This window comes from Flavobacterium alkalisoli, assembly GCF_008000935.1.
Classification (GTDB): domain Bacteria; phylum Bacteroidota; class Bacteroidia; order Flavobacteriales; family Flavobacteriaceae; genus Flavobacterium; species Flavobacterium alkalisoli.
The window spans coordinates 3,368,612-3,389,341 of the sequence record NZ_CP042831.1 but is presented as its reverse complement, the minus strand read 5'-3'; the positions used below and the strand labels follow the sequence as shown (position 1 = coordinate 3,389,341).

Annotated in this window: 11 protein-coding genes; 5 read left to right on the top strand and 6 right to left on the bottom strand. The window is 39.7% G+C overall.

The genetic code is table 11. The features are described 5' to 3' along the window. Nucleotides 1–71 precede the first annotated feature (71 nt). Entirely contained in the window at nt 72–1,184 is a 1,113-nt protein-coding gene (locus FUA48_RS15200; protein WP_240732490.1) for a lactonase family protein, read from the top strand. Between the two features lie 13 nt (nt 1,185–1,197). Here FUA48_RS15200 and FUA48_RS15195 read toward each other — a convergent pair whose 3' ends face one another. Beyond that, nucleotides 1,198–2,547 (bottom strand): DEAD/DEAH box helicase, encoded by a 1,350-nt coding sequence (locus tag FUA48_RS15195; RefSeq protein WP_147584318.1) that lies wholly within the window; start codon nt 2,545–2,547, stop codon nt 1,198–1,200. Between the two features lie 177 nt (nt 2,548–2,724). On the opposite strand from FUA48_RS15195, the gene FUA48_RS15190 reads away from it, so the two are divergent. The 4 genes from FUA48_RS15190 to FUA48_RS15175 all read left to right on the top strand — a co-directional run bounded on the left by FUA48_RS15190 (nt 2,725) and on the right by FUA48_RS15175 (nt 10,271). Continuing rightward, nucleotides 2,725–4,698 (top strand): DUF7619 domain-containing protein, encoded by a 1,974-nt coding sequence (locus FUA48_RS15190; RefSeq protein WP_147584317.1) that lies wholly within the window; start codon nt 2,725–2,727, stop codon nt 4,696–4,698. A 209-nt stretch (nt 4,699–4,907) separates the two neighbouring features. Continuing rightward, nucleotides 4,908–5,927: a hypothetical protein gene (locus FUA48_RS15185; protein WP_147584316.1), complete on the top strand. Its 1,020-nt coding sequence runs from the start codon at nt 4,908–4,910 to the stop codon at nt 5,925–5,927. 165 nt (nt 5,928–6,092) lie between these two features. Further along, nucleotides 6,093–7,850: an APC family permease gene (locus tag FUA48_RS15180; protein WP_147584315.1), complete on the top strand. Its 1,758-nt coding sequence runs from the start codon at nt 6,093–6,095 to the stop codon at nt 7,848–7,850. Nucleotides 7,851–7,997: 147 nt separating this feature from the next. Next, nucleotides 7,998–10,271, top strand: coding sequence for a T9SS type A sorting domain-containing protein (locus FUA48_RS15175; RefSeq protein WP_147584314.1), 2,274 nt, complete (start codon nt 7,998–8,000; stop codon nt 10,269–10,271). Nucleotides 10,272–10,298: 27 nt separating this feature from the next. Here the strand turns inward: FUA48_RS15175 and FUA48_RS15170 are convergent, their stop codons facing one another. The 5 genes from FUA48_RS15170 to FUA48_RS15150 all read right to left on the bottom strand — a co-directional run bounded on the left by FUA48_RS15170 (nt 10,299) and on the right by FUA48_RS15150 (nt 20,729). Beyond that, complete coding sequence (locus FUA48_RS15170) at nt 10,299–11,795, bottom strand: alpha-L-fucosidase (protein ID WP_168196997.1); 1,497 nt, start codon at nt 11,793–11,795, stop codon at nt 10,299–10,301. Nucleotides 11,796–11,803: 8 nt separating this feature from the next. Further along, on the bottom strand, nt 11,804–14,047 hold the full coding sequence (locus tag FUA48_RS15165) for a glycoside hydrolase family 3 C-terminal domain-containing protein (RefSeq protein WP_147584313.1): 2,244 nt from the start codon (nt 14,045–14,047) through the stop codon (nt 11,804–11,806). A gap of 12 nt (nt 14,048–14,059) precedes the next feature. Further along, nucleotides 14,060–16,228 (bottom strand): glycoside hydrolase family 3 C-terminal domain-containing protein, encoded by a 2,169-nt coding sequence (locus FUA48_RS15160; RefSeq protein ID WP_147584312.1) that lies wholly within the window; start codon nt 16,226–16,228, stop codon nt 14,060–14,062. Between the two features lie 3 nt (nt 16,229–16,231). After that, entirely contained in the window at nt 16,232–18,229 is a 1,998-nt protein-coding gene (locus tag FUA48_RS15155) for a glycoside hydrolase family 97 protein (RefSeq protein WP_147584311.1), read from the bottom strand. 103 nt (nt 18,230–18,332) lie between these two features. Further along, complete coding sequence (locus tag FUA48_RS15150) at nt 18,333–20,729, bottom strand: glycoside hydrolase family 31 protein (RefSeq protein WP_147584310.1); 2,397 nt, start codon at nt 20,727–20,729, stop codon at nt 18,333–18,335. Nucleotide 20,730: the final 1 nt, after the last annotated feature.

Here is a 20,730-nt window from a genome sequence, read left to right as displayed (position 1 = left end):
ACAGCATATTCTCAGGATAAATTTCACATAATATTTAAATACCCTATTTTTGTTATCCTTAAATTACACACATGAAAATAGCCCGTTTACTTATTTTGTTAGGGTGCATGAGTTTACATGCACAGGATAATTATAACCTTATTGTTGGTACTTATACCAATGCCTGCCCAAGCAAGGGAATTTATGTGTATGATTTTAATGCTTCTACAGGAGAAACCAAACTTAAAAACACTAGTGAAGATGTTATTAATCCAAGCTATGTAACGGTTTCGGGCGATAATAAGTTTTTGTACAGCGTTAACGAAAACGGTGAAGAAAGCACAGTAAGTTCTTTTAAGTATAATGCTGCTACAGGGAAAATAGAGCTAATCAATAAAAAGGATTCTAAAGGTGCCGACCCATGCTATATAATTAATGATGATAAGCATGTAATTGTAGCTAATTATTCGGGTGGTACGATAGCTGTTTTCGGGAAGGATAAGCATGGAGGAATTACAAAAGCCAAACAGGTTATAAAGCATAACGGAAGCAGTATTAATAAGCAGCGCCAGGAAAGTGCACATGTGCATATGGTATACTTTTCTCCCGATAAGAAATATGTTTTTGCTAACGACTTAGGTACCGATAAGATTTATGTTTATAAGTATGATAAGGACACTGATGACGAGGATAATATATTAATCCTTGCCAATACAATTGATGTTAAAGGAGGTAGCGGGCCAAGACATTTGGTTTTTAGCCCTAACGGTGTTTTCTTTTATGTACTGCAGGAACTGGACGGTACATTAACCTCTTACAGTTATGTAAAGGGGAAAGTTGAGAAAGTTCAGGAAACCACAATTGTTGCAAACGGATTTACCGGACAAACAGGAGCAGCTGATATACATATATCTCACGACGGTAAATATTTGTATGCTACGAATAGGGGAGATGCCAATACCATTACCGTATTTAAGGTACATGCTAACGGAAGGATTAATCAGGTACAGCAAATAACTACAGAAGGACAGGGGCCACGTAACTTTGCTTTCGGCCCTAAAGAGAATTATTTACTGGTTGCTAACCAAATTAGCAATGACATTATATTTTTTAAAAGAGATAAGACAACGGGCTTACTAACCGATACGGGGAAATGTATAGAGCTTTGCTCTCCGGTGTGTTTAGTGTTTACTCCGGCTAAGTAATAAAAAAGAGGGATTATTTCCCTCTTTTTCTTTTTTGTGCTTTTTTCTTCTCGGCGTTACGGTTTCTTGGTTCCGTCTTTTTCGGGTTTCTTTTACCCGGACCGCCAAGGTTGACTTTTTTGTTTTTGTCTTTCTTATCGTGAAAGGCACCAGCGCCATCAAGTTTAGGTTTCTTTAAAAGGAACTTTACTTTCTTCCTCTCTTTTTCAAACTCAAGCAGCCTTTCTGCAATTTCAATATGTTCAGGCATTGAAAGTATTTCAATTTCCTTTTCCATTAAAAGTTCGGCTTCAATTTGCAGTTCTTCCTCTTTAGGGCCTATAAAGCTTATTGCTATACCGGTCTTGTCAGCACGTCCTGTACGCCCAATACGGTGAATGTACTGTTCCTCAACTTCGGGGAATTCCATGTTTATAACATGTGATACATCCGATATATCAAGACCACGGGCCATAACATCGGTAGTTACAATACCCCTAAGTCCGCCATCCTGAAAGGTAGCCATGGTATTTAGCCTGTAATTTTGCGATTTGTTAGAGTGGATAACACCAAACTGACCAGGGAAAGTCTCATCAATCTGTTCCATCAAAATATCGGCAGTCTTTTTATTGTTTACAAACACCAGTACCCTGTTCATGTCCTCATTGCTTTCCAGCAGGTGTTTAAGTAAATTTATTTTGGTAAGGAAGTTTGGCACATGGTATCCCAGTTGTTTGATTTTTTCAAGCGGTGTGCCCGATGCTGCTAATGTTACCTCTTCCGGGAAATCAAAAAAGTCGTTAAGCATCTCATCCACATCGTCTGTCATGGTAGCAGAGAACAGGATATTTTGCCTTTTGGCCTTCATCATGGAAAGGATAGATGTTACCTGAAAACGGAATCCAAGATTAAGGATTTCGTCAAACTCGTCGATTACCAGTTTTTGCAGGGCATCAAAACGTACAACATTATCCAGTGCAAGGTCCATTAGCCTTCCCGGTGTACCTACAAGTATATCCACACCTTCATAAACAAGGTTCTTTTGGGTATTAATGTTTACACCCCCATATACAGCAAGTGTACGGATTGACATGTATTTAGAAAGTTTTTCTACCTCTTCGGCAACCTGTACCACAAGTTCGCGGGTAGGCACTATAATCACTACACGCGGAGTATCGGTTTTGGCAAATTTCCATTGCTTTAATATGGGTAGAAGGTAGGCAAAGGTTTTACCTGTACCTGTTTGTGCAATACCCATCATGTCGCGGCCTGAAAGTATTACGGGCATCGATTTTACCTGAATAGGCGTAGGGGTTTCAAACCCAAGTTCGTCAAGTGCTTTTTGAAGCGATTTAGGTAAATCGAGATCGTGAAATGTGGCCATTGCATTTTATTTTGTGCAAAGATAGTTATAATAATTGAGGACTGGGGTACGGAATACACCACTTGAAAAAAGAAAGCTGATTTAAAGTAGGGAATTTTTGTTTTTGCTTGTTTAAGTAAAAAAGTTAGCTAAAACTTTAAAGAAACAATATTTTTTTAACCTAAAACCAACTTTGCTATGAAATTAAGATTACCTTTTTTAACCCTAATGGTTTTATTTGTTACCAGTGTATTTGCACAAACAACAGCAAACCAGCCACCCGATATTACACAATGTAGTTGGGAAATTTTTAACCTTACACAACAAAACGAAATTATTTTAGGGGATCAGGACCCTCAGAGCTTTTTGGTCACCTATCATGAAACGCAAATTGATGCAGAAGAGGGAACAAACCCCATTCCTAACTCCATGCAGTATGTGTCTATTAGTAATCCGCAAACCATATATGCAAGAGTATCAAATGTTAATGATACTAGCTTTGCCACAACTTCATTTCAGATTGAATGGTGGAGTTGGGACGTAATACCTATTAATCAGCCTGCTCCTATACAAGCCTGTTATACAGGAGATGAAGAATTTGTTACTGTTGATCTTACCAACCAGGAAGAGTATATTTTAGGAGAGATTTTCGGACAGATGACAGTAACCTACTATTTAACCGGAAATGATGTAGAGATGGGTACTAACCCAATTACTAATCCTGAAACTTTTGAGTGGCCTATTGAAGGACTTGAATATGTTTTTGTTAGAATTGAAAACCCTGTTACAGGATGTTATAATGTAACTGTAATTTATGCAGAGATTGTGGCATGTACTGATAATGTAATTTCAGGAACTTTAGCTTATGATGATGGGGAGAATGGTTGTGATGATGGTACACCTGGGGCATTTGTAATGTTAAGCCTAACACACGATAATGATGTTTTCTATACTTACACTGACGCAAACGGAAACTATACATTTTTAAATGTACCGGATGGGGTAAACTATATTAACGTGATGGGACAGGGACCACAAACCTATCAAACAGTTCCGGCATCTTATACCTTAACTACACCGGGAGTAATAGAGGGTAACAATTTTTGCCTTACAGCACCAGATCCGTATAATGATGTAATGGTATATATAATTCCGTATCAGTTGCCAAGGCCGGGATTCCCTTTTCATTGCAAACTATTACTTCAAAATTTAGGTAATACTACACTTAATGGTGCAGTTACTCTTGAGTTTGATGACACTATCATGGCTTATGACAGTTCTTCACCTATGATGAATTTAACGGGTAATACTCTTGATGTTTATTATACCAATCTAGAACCTTTTACGCCACAATATGTAGATGTGTATTTTACTGTATTTACTCCGCCAACGGTAAATGCCGGAGATATTTTAAATCTTGTTGCCAATGTTACGGCTGTTGAAGGAGACGACAACCTTTCTAATAATGTTGACGATCTTGATTTAGAGGTTGTAAATTCATGGGACCCTAACGATATTGCATGCCGTGAAGGTGAGTACATTACAGAGGAACAGGCAGACGGATACCTACATTATCTTATAAGATTCCAAAATACAGGTAATGCTGATGCAGTGAATATAAGAGTTGAAGATATTCTGGACGACAAGTTTGATGTATCAACTTTCCAACCTATAGCTTCAAGCCATGATTACAGGATAGAGATAGAAAATAATACGGTACAGTTTATATTTGATAATATTAACCTGCCAGGGGAGGAAATTAACGAACCAGAAAGTCATGGTTATATAAGCTACAGGATTAAGCCAATGTCAAACGTGCAGTTAGGTGATACTTTTGAGGCCACAGCAGGTATTTATTTCGACTTTAATGAGCCTATTGTAACAAATACAGCTACCACAACTATCCAAAGTTTAGGTATTGCGCAAAACAGTAAAGGTTTGTTTACATTGTATCCAAACCCTGCCAAAAACATAGTAAATATTGACTTTGCCAAAAATACAGCTAATACTGTTAGCATTAGCGTATCTGATATTTCAGGTAAAACTGTACTTGCTAAAAATATTAGCAACGGCGAAAATTCGTTTGATGTTTCATCACTTACATCAGGAATGTATTTTGTAAATATCAAAGCTGATAATAAACAACAGATTATAAAACTGATGATAGATTAAATATTAATTGTTTCTAGGTTAAATACCCTGTCCTTTGGTCAGGGTATTTTTTTGTTGAGAATTTCACATTTTGTTAACTCTGTAAAAGATAAAAAGTGTAATTACATCGAAATCATAATGTTAGATATATGTTGGATTGACTATCGTTTTACCTTCGGGCTGCAGTTAAAAAATAACTGTTTATGTCAAACCAACTAATTTTTAAGATTATGAAAACCAAATTACTTTTTATGGGGTTGTTTGCCGCGCTTATTTTGAGTTCGTGTGCAAATGAAGAAAATCAAAACACCAGTGATTTAAAACTAAAGGCAGAGGACAACAACTCTCTTGCCATATTACAATCTAAGGCTTTAAACGATTTAAGGCAACAATTTGTTTTTGATGCAGGAGAGGAAAGAGTCTCTTTTAAGTCTAAGAGCGGTGTAAAAATTGATATCAATACTTCTACATTAAGGGTTAAAGGAAACCCTGTATCGGGACCGGTAGTTGTGGAGTATATTGAGATTTTTGGACGAGGGGATATGCTAACGGCAAATAAAACGGCTTCGGGTATATCAAATCAGTCTGAGAATCAGGAAGCGGCAGCACCTCTTGTTACAGGTGGTGAGTTTTATGTTAATATGACTACCGAAGAAGGTGAGAATATTGACGATGGCGCCGAGTATCAGCTTACTGTACCTACAGAATTAACCGGGGGTGATGATGAGGATATGACCTCATGGACAGGTGAAGAAGAAGATACTAATGGTGACGGAGAAGGTGATGATGACGGCGACGTAACCTGGGATGAAGATACTGACGAAAACGGTGATGATAAAGATGTTCCTGTTGAGGAAGGAGCTTATATATTGACATTAGACAGGTTTGGATGGTGCAATATTGATAAGCTTGAACAGTTTGGAGGAGAGAAAACCAACATTTTTGTCGATGTTCCAAACGGGTTTGATAATCATAACTCTAAAGTATATATAGCTTTTGACGGACAGATAAACATGATGTTCAGGATAGACGATTATGATAATGCAGCTCAGCTTTTCCAAAACATAAACAATGTTATACCATTAGGAGTACAATGCCATGTAATTTTTGCATCAGGGCAGGGTAACCAGTGGTTATATGCTGTAAAGTCTCTTACAACTGTTCCTAACGGTGTTGTTGTATTTACTCAGGGAGACATTGTAACAGCAACTCAAAATGACGTAATAAATATGCTTAATAGTCTCCCTTAAAAATGATTTCCTGCTTAGTTTGAATCTCTGCCATTGGCAGAGATTTTTTTGTTTTTATAATTTCTATCAATTAAAAATTAATTCCCTTTTTGTTAAAAAGTTCATTATTCACAAGGCAGGGGTTAATTTAATTACTTAATTTTAAGTTATAAAACAAACCAATTCATGAAAGATAAAATAGTTCATAAGCTTAATGAACTGCAGGCCACAGCCATTTGTGGTAACGATATCAGTTCGTCATGCTTATATGTATCCGCCTTAACAATAGCTTATGCCGGGCAATATGCCTGGATATCACTTTTAGTGGTTGCCGTAGTATTATTTATGTTCAGGAAAATTTATGGTGAAGTAGTAGGTGCACTTCCGTTAAATGGAGGTGCATACAATGTATTATTAAATACTTCTTCCAAAAGGGTGGCTTCTATAGCTGCTATATTGACCGTACTCTCCTATATGGCAACGGCAGTTATTTCGGCAGGTGAGGCGATGCATTATCTTCATAATATTTTTCACGGGATTAATGTACAAATAGCCACAATTGTTGTTCTGCTCATATTTACAGGACTGGCAATAATAGGTATTGGTGAATCGGCAGCGGTTGCGGTCTTTATCTTTATTGTCCATTTGGCTTCATTAACACTTTTGGTAGTAGCTGCAATATTTTTCCTTATCAATCATGGTACTGAGACTTTTGAATTAAACTGGAGTCTTCCGCATAACCCCCGGGGTATTGTGTATACCCTGTTTTTAGGATTCTCGGCTGCGATGTTGGGTATTTCGGGGTTTGAGAGTTCTGCTAACTTTGTAGAAGAGCAACAGCCTGGTGTTTTCAGGAAAACCCTGCGCAACATGTGGGGAATAGTCAGTTTTTTTAATCCGGTAATAGCACTGCTTATCATTGCAATTTTGCCAATAGTTCAGGTAGAAGGGCATCAGGAATCGTTACTGTCTTATTTAGGGCAGATAACCGGAGGGAACTGGTTATCGTGGGTAATTTCAATAGATGCTGTTTTAGTACTATGTGGTGCAGTATTAACTTCTTTTGTTGGTGTTTCGGGGCTACTTAAACGTATGACGTTAGACCGTATTTTACCTAACTATTTTCTTAAGGAAAACAAGAATGGCAGCAGTTACAGAATAATTATTACCTTCTTTATTCTGTGTGTATCTGTTTTATATGCTACTAAAGGTGACCTAGCATCTCTTGCAGGGGTGTACACGTTTTCTTTTTTAGCTGTTATGGCACTATTTGGAATAGGAAACCTGTTACTTAAAATAAAAAGGAAAAGATTGCCAAGACCCGAAAAAGCAAATGCCTTTGTGGTCGTTATTGCCATATGTTTTATAATAATTGGCTTTAGGGGTAACATGGTTGTAGGTAAGAATGGAGAAGGGATGAGAGCCTTTCAAACCTTTGTTCAGTACCTAATACCTGCACTTATATTTGTTTTCCTAATGCTAAACAGGGCAGTACTTATAAATGTGGCGGTAAGTGTAGTGTCTTACTTCTATAAACCCATCAGGAAGTTTACCATAGTAAGTAACCGTTATCTGGAAAGATTAAACAGGAAAATACATTCGCAGGAGTTTGTTTTCTTTACAAAAGGTGATAATGTGGGTATATTAAATAAGGTAATGCAGTATGTTGAGGATAATGAAACGACAAAGAAACTTAAGATTGTAAATGTAAAATCTCCCGAAACAAATAACGAAGCCCTTAAAAAAGACTTAGAGGTTTTAGACAGGGCCTATCCCGAGATACATATTGAGTTTATAGAAATAAACGGGACATTTGGTCCTGATCTGATAGATGAGCTTTCTGAAAAATGGGGTATACCTAAAAACTTTATGTTTATAGGTTCGCCAAGTGATAAATTCCCATACAGGGTTTCAGAACTGGGAGGAGTAAGGCTTATTATGTAAGATATTATACAAAAAAATAAAAAGGTAGGGTTTTATAACCTTGCCTTTTTTTATTGGTTTTATATTAACGTATATTAACATTGGTTAACCTATAACTTATTGATTTGTAGTTAGATTTACACCTGTCTATTAATTATTTATACCATTATGAAAAACTTTACATTACTCGCATTACTACTGATAATGTCTTTAGGATATGGTCAGGTAACAAACGAAGGACGCCCGGCAAGTTGGCGTATAAAAGGAATAGAAAAGCCTCAGGCTATTATAATGCCCTCCTTTAATCTGGATTCGATTCAGGCTGAAGACAGGGTAAGGGATTTGGATCAAAACAAGCCATGGCGTTTTGGCTATGAGTTTCTTACTGATAATAATCTTCAAAATAGCGGTGTTTGGCATACTATGCCTAATGGCGACAGGGTGTGGAGAATTAGGTATGTATCTCACGGTGCAAAAACCTTAAATTTTTTGTTCTCCGATTTTTATATGCCTAAAGGAGCAAAAGTATACCTGTACAATAACGACAGGAGCGATTTGCTGGGAGCTTATGATGAAAAACAGAACAACGAAAGCAGGGTACTGGGGACGTGGCTGGTAAGCGGAGATGATATATGGATTGAGTATTTTGAACCTGCTGCTGTGGCAGGGCAGGGTAAACTTGAAATTTTTAAGGTAGTACACGGTTATCGTACGGTTACTTTAATTAACCCTGATAGTAATATTAATAACTCTCAGGACTGTCATTTTGATGCCGAATGCTTTTTGGAAGGGATTAATAATATTAAGGATATAAGCAAAAAATCGACAGGGCTTATCATAGTTAACAACTCTAATTTTTGTTCGGGAACGCTTATCAATAATGTGAATAATGACGGCACCCCATATTTTCTAACTGCAAATCACTGTTATTCCGATCCAACGGAGTGGGCGTTTCTTTTCAATTGGGTTAGCCCTAATCCTGTTTGCGGAGGTGAGCAGCAAAGCGCCAATAATGCACCTAACTATTACCTAACTGCCAGTGGTGCACAGCTGAAAGCAAGAAAAGAGGAACCTGATTTTATGCTGGTTGAGATGACTTCTGATATTCCGGTAGATTGGGATGTTGTTTGGTCGGGTTGGGACAGGAGTGAGGTGCCTCCGCCTTTTACTTACGGCCTTCACCATCCTTCAGGGGATATTATGAAACTTAGTTATGATGCCGATCCTCCCATTGCAGAAGATATTGAGGATAATGGTATGGGATATATTTGGGTACAGGAAAGCATTGAGGTAGGGGCACTGGAGCCGGGATCGTCAGGATCTGGAATGTTTGATAATACCGGAAGGCTTATTGGGCAGGCATGGTTTATAGCAGGTAATGTATGTAACGGTATTAATACCGGAGGGCTTTTAGTAGGTTATGGCAGGTTAGGAGTATCCTGGGATATGGGTGAAACACCTGACACAAGGCTTAAAGACTGGTTGGATCCTGATAATACGGGAGTGATGACAACAGGTTGGTATCCTTCGCAGGAATTCCATACGCTTGATGCTAAGGCTATTTTCTATGAACACGGATATAATCCTTGCGGCAATCAGGTGGCACCTGTTTTAAGGTTAATTAATAACGGTACTCAAAATCTTACTTCAGCACAAATAAGCTATAGTTTTAATGGGGCAGATCCTGTAATTATAGACTGGACAGGAAATATAGCCGAGAATGAAAGTGCTCTTATAGATTTGCCTCAAAATGCAACTGTAGCAGGAGAGAATACATTAGAGATTACTGTACTTAACCCGAATAACGGTACAGATGAAGATACATCTAACAACAGTATCTATGAAAGTTTTGTTACTCCTGGTAGTATTGAAACCTCAAATGTAGTATTTACTATAACTACCGATATTTATGGCGAAGAGGTTAGCTGGTCGCTTAAGGATACAAACGGTAATGTTTTATATAGTGTGGCACCTAATTCTTATGGAGACAGTACAACATATAGTCAGACTTTTATGTTAGAGGAAGGATGTTATACATTTACCATTAAAGACGTTTATGGTGACGGAATATGCTGTTCTCAGGGAGAGGGAAGTTATTCGCTTACCACAACATCGGGAGAGGTAATTGTACAGGGAGGCAATTATGGAGCACAGGAAACCACAACTTTTAAAATGGCTGATAACTTAGGAATAGCTGATATGAAAGAAGAAAACCTTACTATTTACCCTAATCCTTCATCAGGGCTATTTACTATAGCTTCATCACAAAATATAGACGGTACTGCTTATACGATATATAATATGCTGGGTCAGACTGTAAAATCGGGTAGCTTTGCTTCCGGTACAAACACGGTTGACCTGACTGAAGTACCACAAGGTATATACCTTTTACAGGCCTCCGGTAACGGAAGGGAGCAAACCTATAAACTGATAAAAGAGTAAATAAAAAAGAGGCCAATAGCCTCTTTTTTATTGGGTAATTATTTTTAAAACAAAAGCTTTGTCGTCAACTTTTTGCTTAGGGGTTTTAAAATGAAGCCCCTTGTCATCCATACTGTAATCAATTTTTTCATTTGATCCCAGTACTGATACTGACTTAACTGTAGGTACATTACCTTCAAGTACTTCCTTAGTAAACGATTTTAAGGTTACTTCGGTATTTTCACCCGACCATCCCAGTACTATTGCATATACGGTATTTCCTTTGCGGGTATAGCGTACATCCTGGGCAGTATAGGTAAGCTTATCAAGGAACATTCCCGATTTTACCTGCCTGGTAGGGCCCTCGCCAAAAACATTCCAGGTACGTGAACCGTAAATAGCTTCTCCGTTTACCTTTAGCCATTGGCCTATACTTAAAAGTATGTCCTTTTGGTTTTGTGGTATGGTACCATTTGCCATAGGTGATATATTAAGCATTAAAGCACCATTCTTACTTACGATATCAGCAAGGATGTCTACAATATCATCAGCTGTTTTAAGCTGCAGGTCGTTAGTATAGCTCCAGCTTCCTACAGATACTGTTTCATCCGTTAACCAAAACTCTTCGGTAATATGATTCATCCGTCCTTTTTCAAAGTCTTCAATACTTACACTTTTAGGAAGTTCGCCTTCCTTGTGTGTAATAATAACCTGTTTGCCTTCTTTAGCCGCATGATTAAGGTAATAAGCTGCAAACTGAGCTTTAAGTGTATCGGGCAGTTTAGTAAGCTTGCCATCAAAGTAGATAAGATCAGGGGAGTAGTTGTCTACCACTTCTTCCAGTTGTCCTAACCATTCGCGGTAAAACTGCTGTTTAGGTATATTGCCGTATAGTTTGGCAAGTTTAGGATCTGTAGATGAGGTAGGCATATTTGGATTATACGGGAAATAAGACTCATCATCCAGCCATTTATCAGGATTGTCCTTATTGATTTGAAGGTTACGTGCCATGTGGAAGGATGTAACAAATTTTAATCCTTTACTATGAATGGCTTTTTCCAGTTCACCTACAAGATCCCTGTGAGGCCCCATGCCTTTAGCATTCCACGGATTTATCTTACTGTCCCAGTTAGCCCATCCGTCATGGTGCTCGGCAACTATACCGCCAAATTTGGCACCGGCCTGTACATACAGGTCGGCCCATTCTTCAGCATTAAAGTTTTCCGCCTTGAACATAGGTACAAAATCATGATACCCAAATTCAGATGGCTGTCCGTAAGTTTCAACATGATGTTTGTTCTCTTCGCTTCCCTCAACGTGCATAAGGCGCGCATACCAGTCGTTAGCATAAGCAGGGACCGATAAGACTCCCCAGTGGGCGTAAATACCAAACTTGGCATCCTTAAACCACTCGGCAGTTGCATCATGCTCTTTCATCGATTCCCAGTTTGGCTGATATGGACCCGACTGCCCTTCTTTCTTTTTATCAGAACAGGCCGTAAGGGCAACAAAGGTTAACAGGTATAATAGATTACGTTTTATCATAACTAATGTTATTCAACGTTTACCGTTACTTCCTGAGTTATGTTTTTGCTTGAGTTACCCAGTTTAAAGGTATAGTTGCCTTTTTCCACTACCCAGCCTTTGCTGTTTTCATCGTAGTAAGCAAGTTCTTTTACAGGTACTTTTATGTTTACTTTTTCAGTATTTCCGGCCTTAATCATTACTTTATTGAACCCTTTAAGCTCTTTTGCAGCACGCTCAACAGCCGATTCTGCTTTAGAAACATAAAGCTGTACTACCTCTTTACCATCCTGTTTTCCGGTGTTTTTAACGTCAACAGTAACAGTAATGGTGTCATCTTCTTTGTATGATTTTTTATCTGCCTTAGCATTCTCTAATTTGAAAGTAGAATACGATAAGCCATAACCAAACGGATATAGAGGCTCTACGTTTTTAGTATCAAACCAACGGTACCCTATAAGGATTCCTTCTTTATAAGTAACCGATTCTGTACCCGGGAAACTGTTTGTAGCATGAGCAGGAGAGTCTGCCAGTTGTTTAGGCATTGTCCAAGGTAGTTTACCCGATGGATTAACAGTACCTAATAATATGTCAGCAAGTGCATTTCCTCCTTCCGATCCGTTGTACCAACTCCACACGATAGTTGAGTTTTCTTTTTCTACACTATTAATATCATAAGGAGCTCCGGCAACAAATACCACAATAGTTTTTGGGTTAGCAGCTTTTACGGCAGCAATAAGTTTTTCCTGTCCGAAAGGCAGGCTAAGATCGATACGGTCACTAGCCTCTGTTTCATAATCACGGTTTGCACCTACAAAAAGTACAACAACATCCGATTTTTTAGCAGCCTCTACAGCCTCTGTCACCATAGCAGGGTCTAAGTCAGTAATGGTTTCTTTAGCTTCCTGTGTTACTTCTCCAAACTTCATTTCCTTTTTAGGCTTAAACAGGGTTTTGTAACCTTCGGCATAATTAATAGTAACCGATTGTGGAAGTTTAGCCTTTAGCGCTTCAAGAGGAGTAACCTCACGCTTGGTTTTTACACCGGCACCAAAACCTCCCTGAGAGTGTTTGGCAGTAGCATTGGCTCCAATAACAGCAATACTCTTAACTTCTTTAGTATTTAGAGGTAACAGGTTTTCGTTGTTTTTAAGAAGCACTACAGATTCTGCTGCAATGTTATAAGCATCTTTATAATGCGCTTCGGTAGCCAGGCTCCCTTTAGCACGGCTATCGGTATTACCCATTGCCTTAACATTAAATAACAGCTTAAGTATTCTTTTGGCATGTTTGTCTACTTCAGCTTCAGAAACTGTACCTTCTTTAACTGCTTTTAGAAGAGGGTTGGCAAACCAGAATTCACTGAATGAGGGGGCGTTGGTGCCCATTTCAAGATCAGTTCCTGCTTCAAGGGCTTTTTTGGTAGTATGTACCGCATCCCAGTCTGATATAACAACACCTTTAAAGCCCCATTCATCCCTAAGGATGTTTTGAAGCATATATCGGTTTTCACACAGATAGTCTCCACGGAATTTATTGTAAGCTCCCATAACGCTGTAAGCATTAGCCTTAACAACAGCATCATGAAAAGCCGGAAGGTATATTTCACGTAGGGTACGCTCGTCCATAAGTACATCTACAGTACCACGGTTTGTTTCCTGGTTGTTTGCCGCATAGTGCTTAATACATGCCGCTACGTTGTTTTCCTGAACACCTACCACATAAGGAACAATAAGTGTCTTGTTAAGGAACGGGTCTTCGGTCATGTACTCATAAGTACGGCCTCCAAGTGGAGTACGGATGATATTGAAAGCAGGCGCAAGCAATACATCCTTACCACGGGCACGTGCTTCTTCGCCAATGCTTCTGCCAAAGGTGTGTGCCAACTCAGGGCTCCATGCTGCCGAAAGTCCGGCACCGGCAGGGTAGTAGGTAGCAAAGTCATTATCCAGCCCAAGAGGAGCCCAGCTCATACGCTGAAGTTCCTCACGGATACCTAACGGGCCATCTGCCATGTGTACTTCAGGTACACCAAGGCGTTCCACACCTTCGTTTGTAAACATACTATACCCATGCAACAGGCCTATTTTCTCCTCAAGGGTCATTTGCCCTACAATAGAGTCTATTTTTGCATCATACTCATCACTCATAGGAGTACCAGTGTAGGTGTTTACCGTTTCTGTAGAAGCGGTAACATCTGCTGTTTTATCATCTTTGCAGGATACCACTGTAAGTATCAATGCAGCCGAAAGGCATAAAATCTTATTATTCATATATGCGGTATATTATTTTTTAATCGTAATCTGTTTTTTCAGTACGGTAGCATCTGATGAGCCACCTGCTAAAATTTCAATGTCCTCCGGTTCCAGTTCAAAGCGTTGTTTTGCCGTATTCCAGTATTCAAGGTCTTTGGCCCTTAGTGTTAGGGAAACCGTTTTTGTTTCACCTGCTTTTATAGCTACTCTTTTAAAGGCTTTTAGTTCCTGTATAGGTCGTTCCACTTTAGAGTTAAGATGCTTAACATAAAGCTGAATCACTTCTTCACCATCTCTTTTTCCGGTATTGCTAACCGTTACTTTTACATCAAGTTCTCCGTTTTTAGATAAAGTCTCGTTATTGGTCTCTATGTTTTTATAAGCAAAAGAAGTATAGCTTAATCCGTATCCAAAAGCATACAACGGCTCTCCCTTAAAGTACATATAGGTACGACCGTTACGGATGTTGTAATCCAAAAGGGAAGGAAGATTGGTAATATCCTTAACCCATGTTTGGGTAAGCCTTCCTGCCGGATTGTAATCGCCAAACAACACATCGGCAAGGGCATTTCCTATTTCCTGACTGTTGTGTGTTATATGTACTATTGCCGGAACGTTTTCCTGTGTCCAGTTAATGGCATAAGGGAAACTGCTTTGAAGCACTACCACAGTATTAGGATTACTTTGATATACTACCTTTATAAGGTCTTCCTGCTCTAGAGTTAAGGCCTGCCTGTCTACTGCTTCTTTACCATTGCTTGGTACAGGGCAGTCTGCCCAGCCGGCATCACAATAAGGGTGATTACCTGCTATTACAATTACCACATCTGCCTCGGCTGCAGTTTTAGCAGCTTTACCATCGGCATTGTTTTTAGCAAAAGTTACTTCAATATTTTCACCCGCTTTATTTTTTATGCCCTGTAACGGACTCACTTTATACGGCGGGGTACCGCTATACCAGTCCAGATAAACATCTTCGGCATACTGACCGACTACGGCAATACGTTTAATATTGCTTTTATTTAAAGGAAGTAGTTGTTTGGCGGGATCATTCTTTAATAGTACGATTGATTTTCGTGTAGTTTCCAGTGCCAGTTTTTTATGGCTCTCACTTAACCACGGATCTTTAGCATCCTTATCAAGCCCTATTTTTGCATAGGGATTATTATCTGATGGATCCAGCATACCCAGCTTTATCATAACACGATAATCGCCTCGCAATACTTCGTCTATTTCTTTTTCAGTAAGATAACCGTTGGAAATTGCTCCATATACGGCTTCGGTAAATTCATCAAGAAACTGGTTGATACCTGCTTTTATAGTAGCGGCAGCTCCCAGAAACTTATCTTCATAGTATTTATGGTCTGATAACAATAACCCGAAAGCACCGCCATCAGTACAGATGATTCCGTTTTGTCCCCATTCCTTAACCGTAATATCCTTAAGCATGGGGTGTACCATTGCAGGAATACCGTTTACCTTATTGTAGGCAGCCATATAGGCACGCGAACCACCTTCCATAACACCCATCCTGAAAGGAACGGAGTAATACTCTCTCCATAACCTTTCATCAAAATCAGATGAGGTATAGGTACGGCCGTCCTCGTTACTGTTGGCAAGAAAATGCTTCATTAGCGAAGCTGTTTGCCAGTATTTTTCATTATCTCCCTGTAAACCTTTTACAAAGGCTACGGTCATGGTTCCGTTAAAAAAGGCATCTTCTCCGTAGCTTTCTTCGGTACGTCCCCATCTTGGGTCTCTTGCCAAATCGGCATTAGGGGCTCGAACTACGAGTCCGCCACGGTTATAGTGCTGATAGGCAAAGCGGGTTTCCATTCCCTCAACCTCAGCAACTTTTTGCAGCAGTTCGGTATCCCATGTTTCTCCCAGACCATACGCCTGAGGAAATGTGGTAGTAGGTAATGGTTCATGGTTTTTGCCGCCCCATTCGCCGGGCCCGCCCAAAGCAAGTCCGTGAAGGCCTTCCACATGCCCCGTACCTTTAACTCCAAGTCGGGGTATTGAAGGATTGGTGCCTAAAGCTTTTACCTTTTCATCCAGTGTCATTAGCGACAGCAGGTTATCAATACGCTTCTCGGTATCCAGACCCGGATTTTGAAAAGGGTACTGATAGCCTTTTTGCTGTGCGGCTAATGGTGTTGTTATTAATAATAAAAAGTATAAACAATACTTATTCATTACTTACAGTTTTTTAAACCTTATAGCTGCACCACCCGATGCACCAAGTTTAAGGGTTAGTTTATCTTTTGCTGTAACGTTTTGTTTTGTAATGCTTACCTTATCAGGGTTGTGAGTCTCGTCAGTTCCTTCGGCATCAGCATAAATCTGAGCTTCATATTGAGCATCTGCATCAAGGAAGTCTAGGTTTACCTCAAGGTCACGGGCTTTCTCGTTAGTAATACTTCCTAAATACCAGTCGGCACTCTTAATGTCCTTACGTGCAGTAGTGATGTATTCGCCAATTTCCCCGTTAAGTACTTTTGTATCATCCCAATCTGTAGGTACATCCTTAAGGAATTGGAATGCAGGGTTACCTTCGTAGTTTTCAGGAAGGTCGGCAAGCATTTCGATAGGAGAGTAGATGGTAACATATAGGGCAAGCTGTTTTGCAGCTGTTGTATGTACTCTTTTACCGGGATATCCCTGTTTTACTTCCACATCAAGTATACCCGGAGTGAAGTCCATAGGTCCTGAAAGTAATCGTGTAAACGGCAGGATAGTTTCATGGCTTGGCGGGTTACCCTCGCTCCATGCATTATATTCCATACCTCGAGAGCCTTCGCGAGCCATCATGTTAGGATAAGTACGTCTTTCTCCTGTATCTTTTATAGGCTCGTGGAAGTTAACGGCTAAACCATACTCAGCCGCTTTTTTAAGAACATAACGGTAGTAGTTTACACCAAACTGCCCGTGGTGCCATTCTTTCATATTTAGTTTAGAACCTACCTGTCCTATTTTTACATTGTGTATGCCTAAACGTTTGTAAAGCGCAAATCCTTCGTCAATTTCCTTAAGATAGTTAATAAGATTTGAGCCTGTTTCGTGATAACCGATTATGTTTACACCTTTGCTTTTACCGTACTCAACCACTTTTTCAAGATCGAAATTATCGGCATTTTCAGTAAAGCTGAACATGTGCATCCTGTTTTCATACCAAGCCGGAGTCCAGCCTTTGTTCCATCCTTCAATAAGCAGGTAGTTAATACCTTCTTTTGCATTAAAGTCTATATATTCCTTTGCGTGTGCTGTAGTTGCTCCCTGAGTTTCACTTTCCCAAAAAGTGTATTTACCTATGTGCATACCCCACCATATACCTGTATATTTAAAAGGCTCTATGTATGATGTATCGGTTAACGCATTAGGTTCATTAAGGTTTAATATCATGTAAGAAGTGATAAGGTCAGCCGGTTTTTCACCTATCTGTATGGTTCTCCACGGAGAAGTAAATGTTTCGATTGTGCGAACTTTTATACCGTCTGACCAAGGCACCAGTTCCGATTTAAGGTTAGAACCATCAGTATGCCTTAGTACCATACTGGCAAAATCTACCAGGTTAGCTTCGTGGAAGCTTACTACCACTCCGTCTTTATTTTCTATTGTTAATGGCGTATGTACCACATCCAGAGTACTTACCGGAGAAGCCTCATACAAATACTCATAGCGGTTTTCCTGATAGGCAGGTATCCACCATGCTTTACCGTCTTCCTTAAGGTTAAAGGCCGTAACCTCGTCCATAATAAAGATGCTGTCTTTTATATTTTGTTTAGGGAATACATAGCGAAAAGCCACACCGTCATCAAAAGCACGGAACTGTATTTCTAAATTGTGTTTTTCTTTGCTTTGAAGCTTAACCACCATTTCGTTATAGTGGTTTCTTATATTTTTCTTTTCGCCCCAAACCTGTTCCCACGTATCGTCGTGTGTTGAGGTTTGTACGTCTACCAATTCAAAATCTTTGCTCAGGTCTTCATTTTTAAGGATAAATCCAAGAGCAGATGGGGTAATGATTTCCTTGCTCTCATGGTTAACGGTGTAGGTAGGTACCGAACCGTCTAAAGAGAAGGTAATCTTGTTATCACCATTTGGCGATGCAAGTTCGTGCGTTGTATTTTTAGTTTCTGAACAGCCGGCTATAAGCAGGGCTAGTAGGGCAGGTACTAATAGTTTTCTTGAGGTCATGATAATTATATAAAATAGATGTGCTTAAAATTAATAAAACCGGGGACAGGAAGTCTAAAAACTGTCCCCGGGATGAGTAATAACTAACCCAAAACAACTTAATTTACTTTATCCACTCGGCTTTAAAAGCAGTTTTCCCGTTTAACGGATTACTGTTCACTTCAAAGCCGCTTCCTTTTTTAGTAAGGGTGATATTTTGTAATGCTTCTCCTTCCGGAAGGTACACTTTTGCATTTGCGGTAGTGGTTCCTTCGGCAGCATAAACTTTCAGGGTAATTTTGCTCCAGTCCATATCTTTTGTAGACTGAGCCAGTTTTATATGAGGGATAGCTGTACCGTTTTTAACCAATACTATAATAGGCAGCTCTCCGGCAGCAATCCTGTGCCATCCGCCCTCATATATTTTTTTGGTTTGATAATCTATCCATTGTCCCGGCGGAAGGTATACATCTCTTTCTGTTACTTCCTCAAATAATGGAGCAACAAGCATATCCGATCCGAAAAGATACTCGTTGTCAATAAGCCATGATCCGGCGTCCTGCGGATATTCTACAAACAGGGCACGCATCATTGGTAGTCCTTTTTCTGAACTTTCCTTAGCCTGTGCATAGATGTATGGCATCAGCTCATAGCGCATGTTATCAGCTTTTCTGAATGAGTTTAGGAAGTCTTCACTGTATAACCAAGGCTCTGTAGGCGGTTCACCGTGGCTTCTTACGTGTGATGTAAGCATACCGAACGGAGTCCATCTTTTATAAAGATCTTCGGGTGATTTGGTAACGAAACCTCCCACATCATGACTCCAGAAACTGAATCCGCAAAGCCCTAATGAAAGTCCGCCACGTAATGTAGCCGACATAGCTCCGTTTGTTGTAGCGGCATCACCGCCCCAATGTAGCGGGTAACGCTGGCTACCTGCCCATGTACTTCTTGCCCATATAAGGGTATATCCTTTTTCTCTTTGGGTTAACTCGGCTACAGCTTTGTTGTAACGTAAAGGGTACAGGTTATGCTCATAGAAGCCTGTACGGCCTGAGTGGTAAATACCTTCGGCTGGGGCAGCTTCACCAAAGTCTACCTTAAATACTGCCACTCCCTGATCCATAAGGTGTTTTAGCTTTGCCTGATACCATTTTACAGTTTCCGGGTTAGAGAAGTCCAATACAGCATCCTCATAAGGAAGATTGCCTTTTCTGTCTTTAACGGCTAAACCGTTATCTACTATTTCGTTGAACAGGGTGTTTCTTGGCGTAAAATACGGCAGCTGCCAAAGGCATACATTAAAGCCGTCTTTTTTCATGTCTGACATCATTTTGGCCGGGTCGTCAAAACGCTCTGAGGCAAACTCATAATTGTTTCTCCAGTCTACATCAAACCATCCCGTATCAAAATGGATAACATCACTTGGTATTTTGTTCTTGCGAAGATCTTTAGCTATCTGACGTCCTTCTTTTTCTGAGAAATAGGTAATACGGCTCATCCAGAAACCAAACGACCATAGCGGTGGCATAGAAGCTTTACCTGTAAGATCTGTATACTCATCAAGAATATCTTTAGGCTCACCAATAAAAATGAAAAGGTCGGCCACATCATCACCTATCATCATTTTGTTGGCTCCGTCAAAGTATTTACCAAAGTCAACCGTAATAGGGGTAGAGGTGTGCATAAAAACACCATATCCACGGCTACTCATGTAAAACGGAATAGGTTTGTACATAGTTTCATTCTGAACACCGTTTGCATCGTCTGTCCATAAAACCACTTTTTGCCCGCGTTTGTTGAATTGTGTGAACGATTCACCACAACCAAATATCTTCTCGTCCGGCTCAAGGCTGAATACCGGAGCTACACTACGGGAATAATCGCTGTTTCTTCGAACATAAGAGTAAGGAAGAACAGGGGTATAAGTATTTTGAAGATCTGAATTATGAAGTGTTGAGGTAAGCAGTTTACCTTTTGCATCATAAATTTTTACGTGCCACGGATTGGTTTGTATCTCTACACTACCATATTTGCTTGTGTATTTATGACCTGTAGTTGTTTTGCTGTATTTCCACCCTTCAGGATGATTAGGTGCTATACCGTCTACGAGCATAAGCGATTCCTTAGGCTGATTGAATTGTGGCCCGGAAGCGGTTTTTAATCTTACCGCACGCTCTGAAACAAACTCTATACTAAAAGGAAGCACAGGAGCAGCCTCATATTCGGTAGCAGGGAATTCATTTGCTGCCACAGTATCAGGCTTCATCATCATGTTGTTAAATGCCTGACGTGTTTTATAGTTATAGCGTGTATATTTTACAGTACCTTTTCCTGTTTTAGGGTCAAACGATACCAGTTCGTCGGCAAAGTAAAAGGTATTGGCATAATTCTCAAAGTCGGTGCTTACATCTACAGGAGCGTTAAGTACAGCCGCATTTTGTATTTGCGCACTAACACCCTGTATGGAAGCTGATGCCAGTAACAGGCTTAAGGATAGTTGTAATACTTTGTTTTTCATT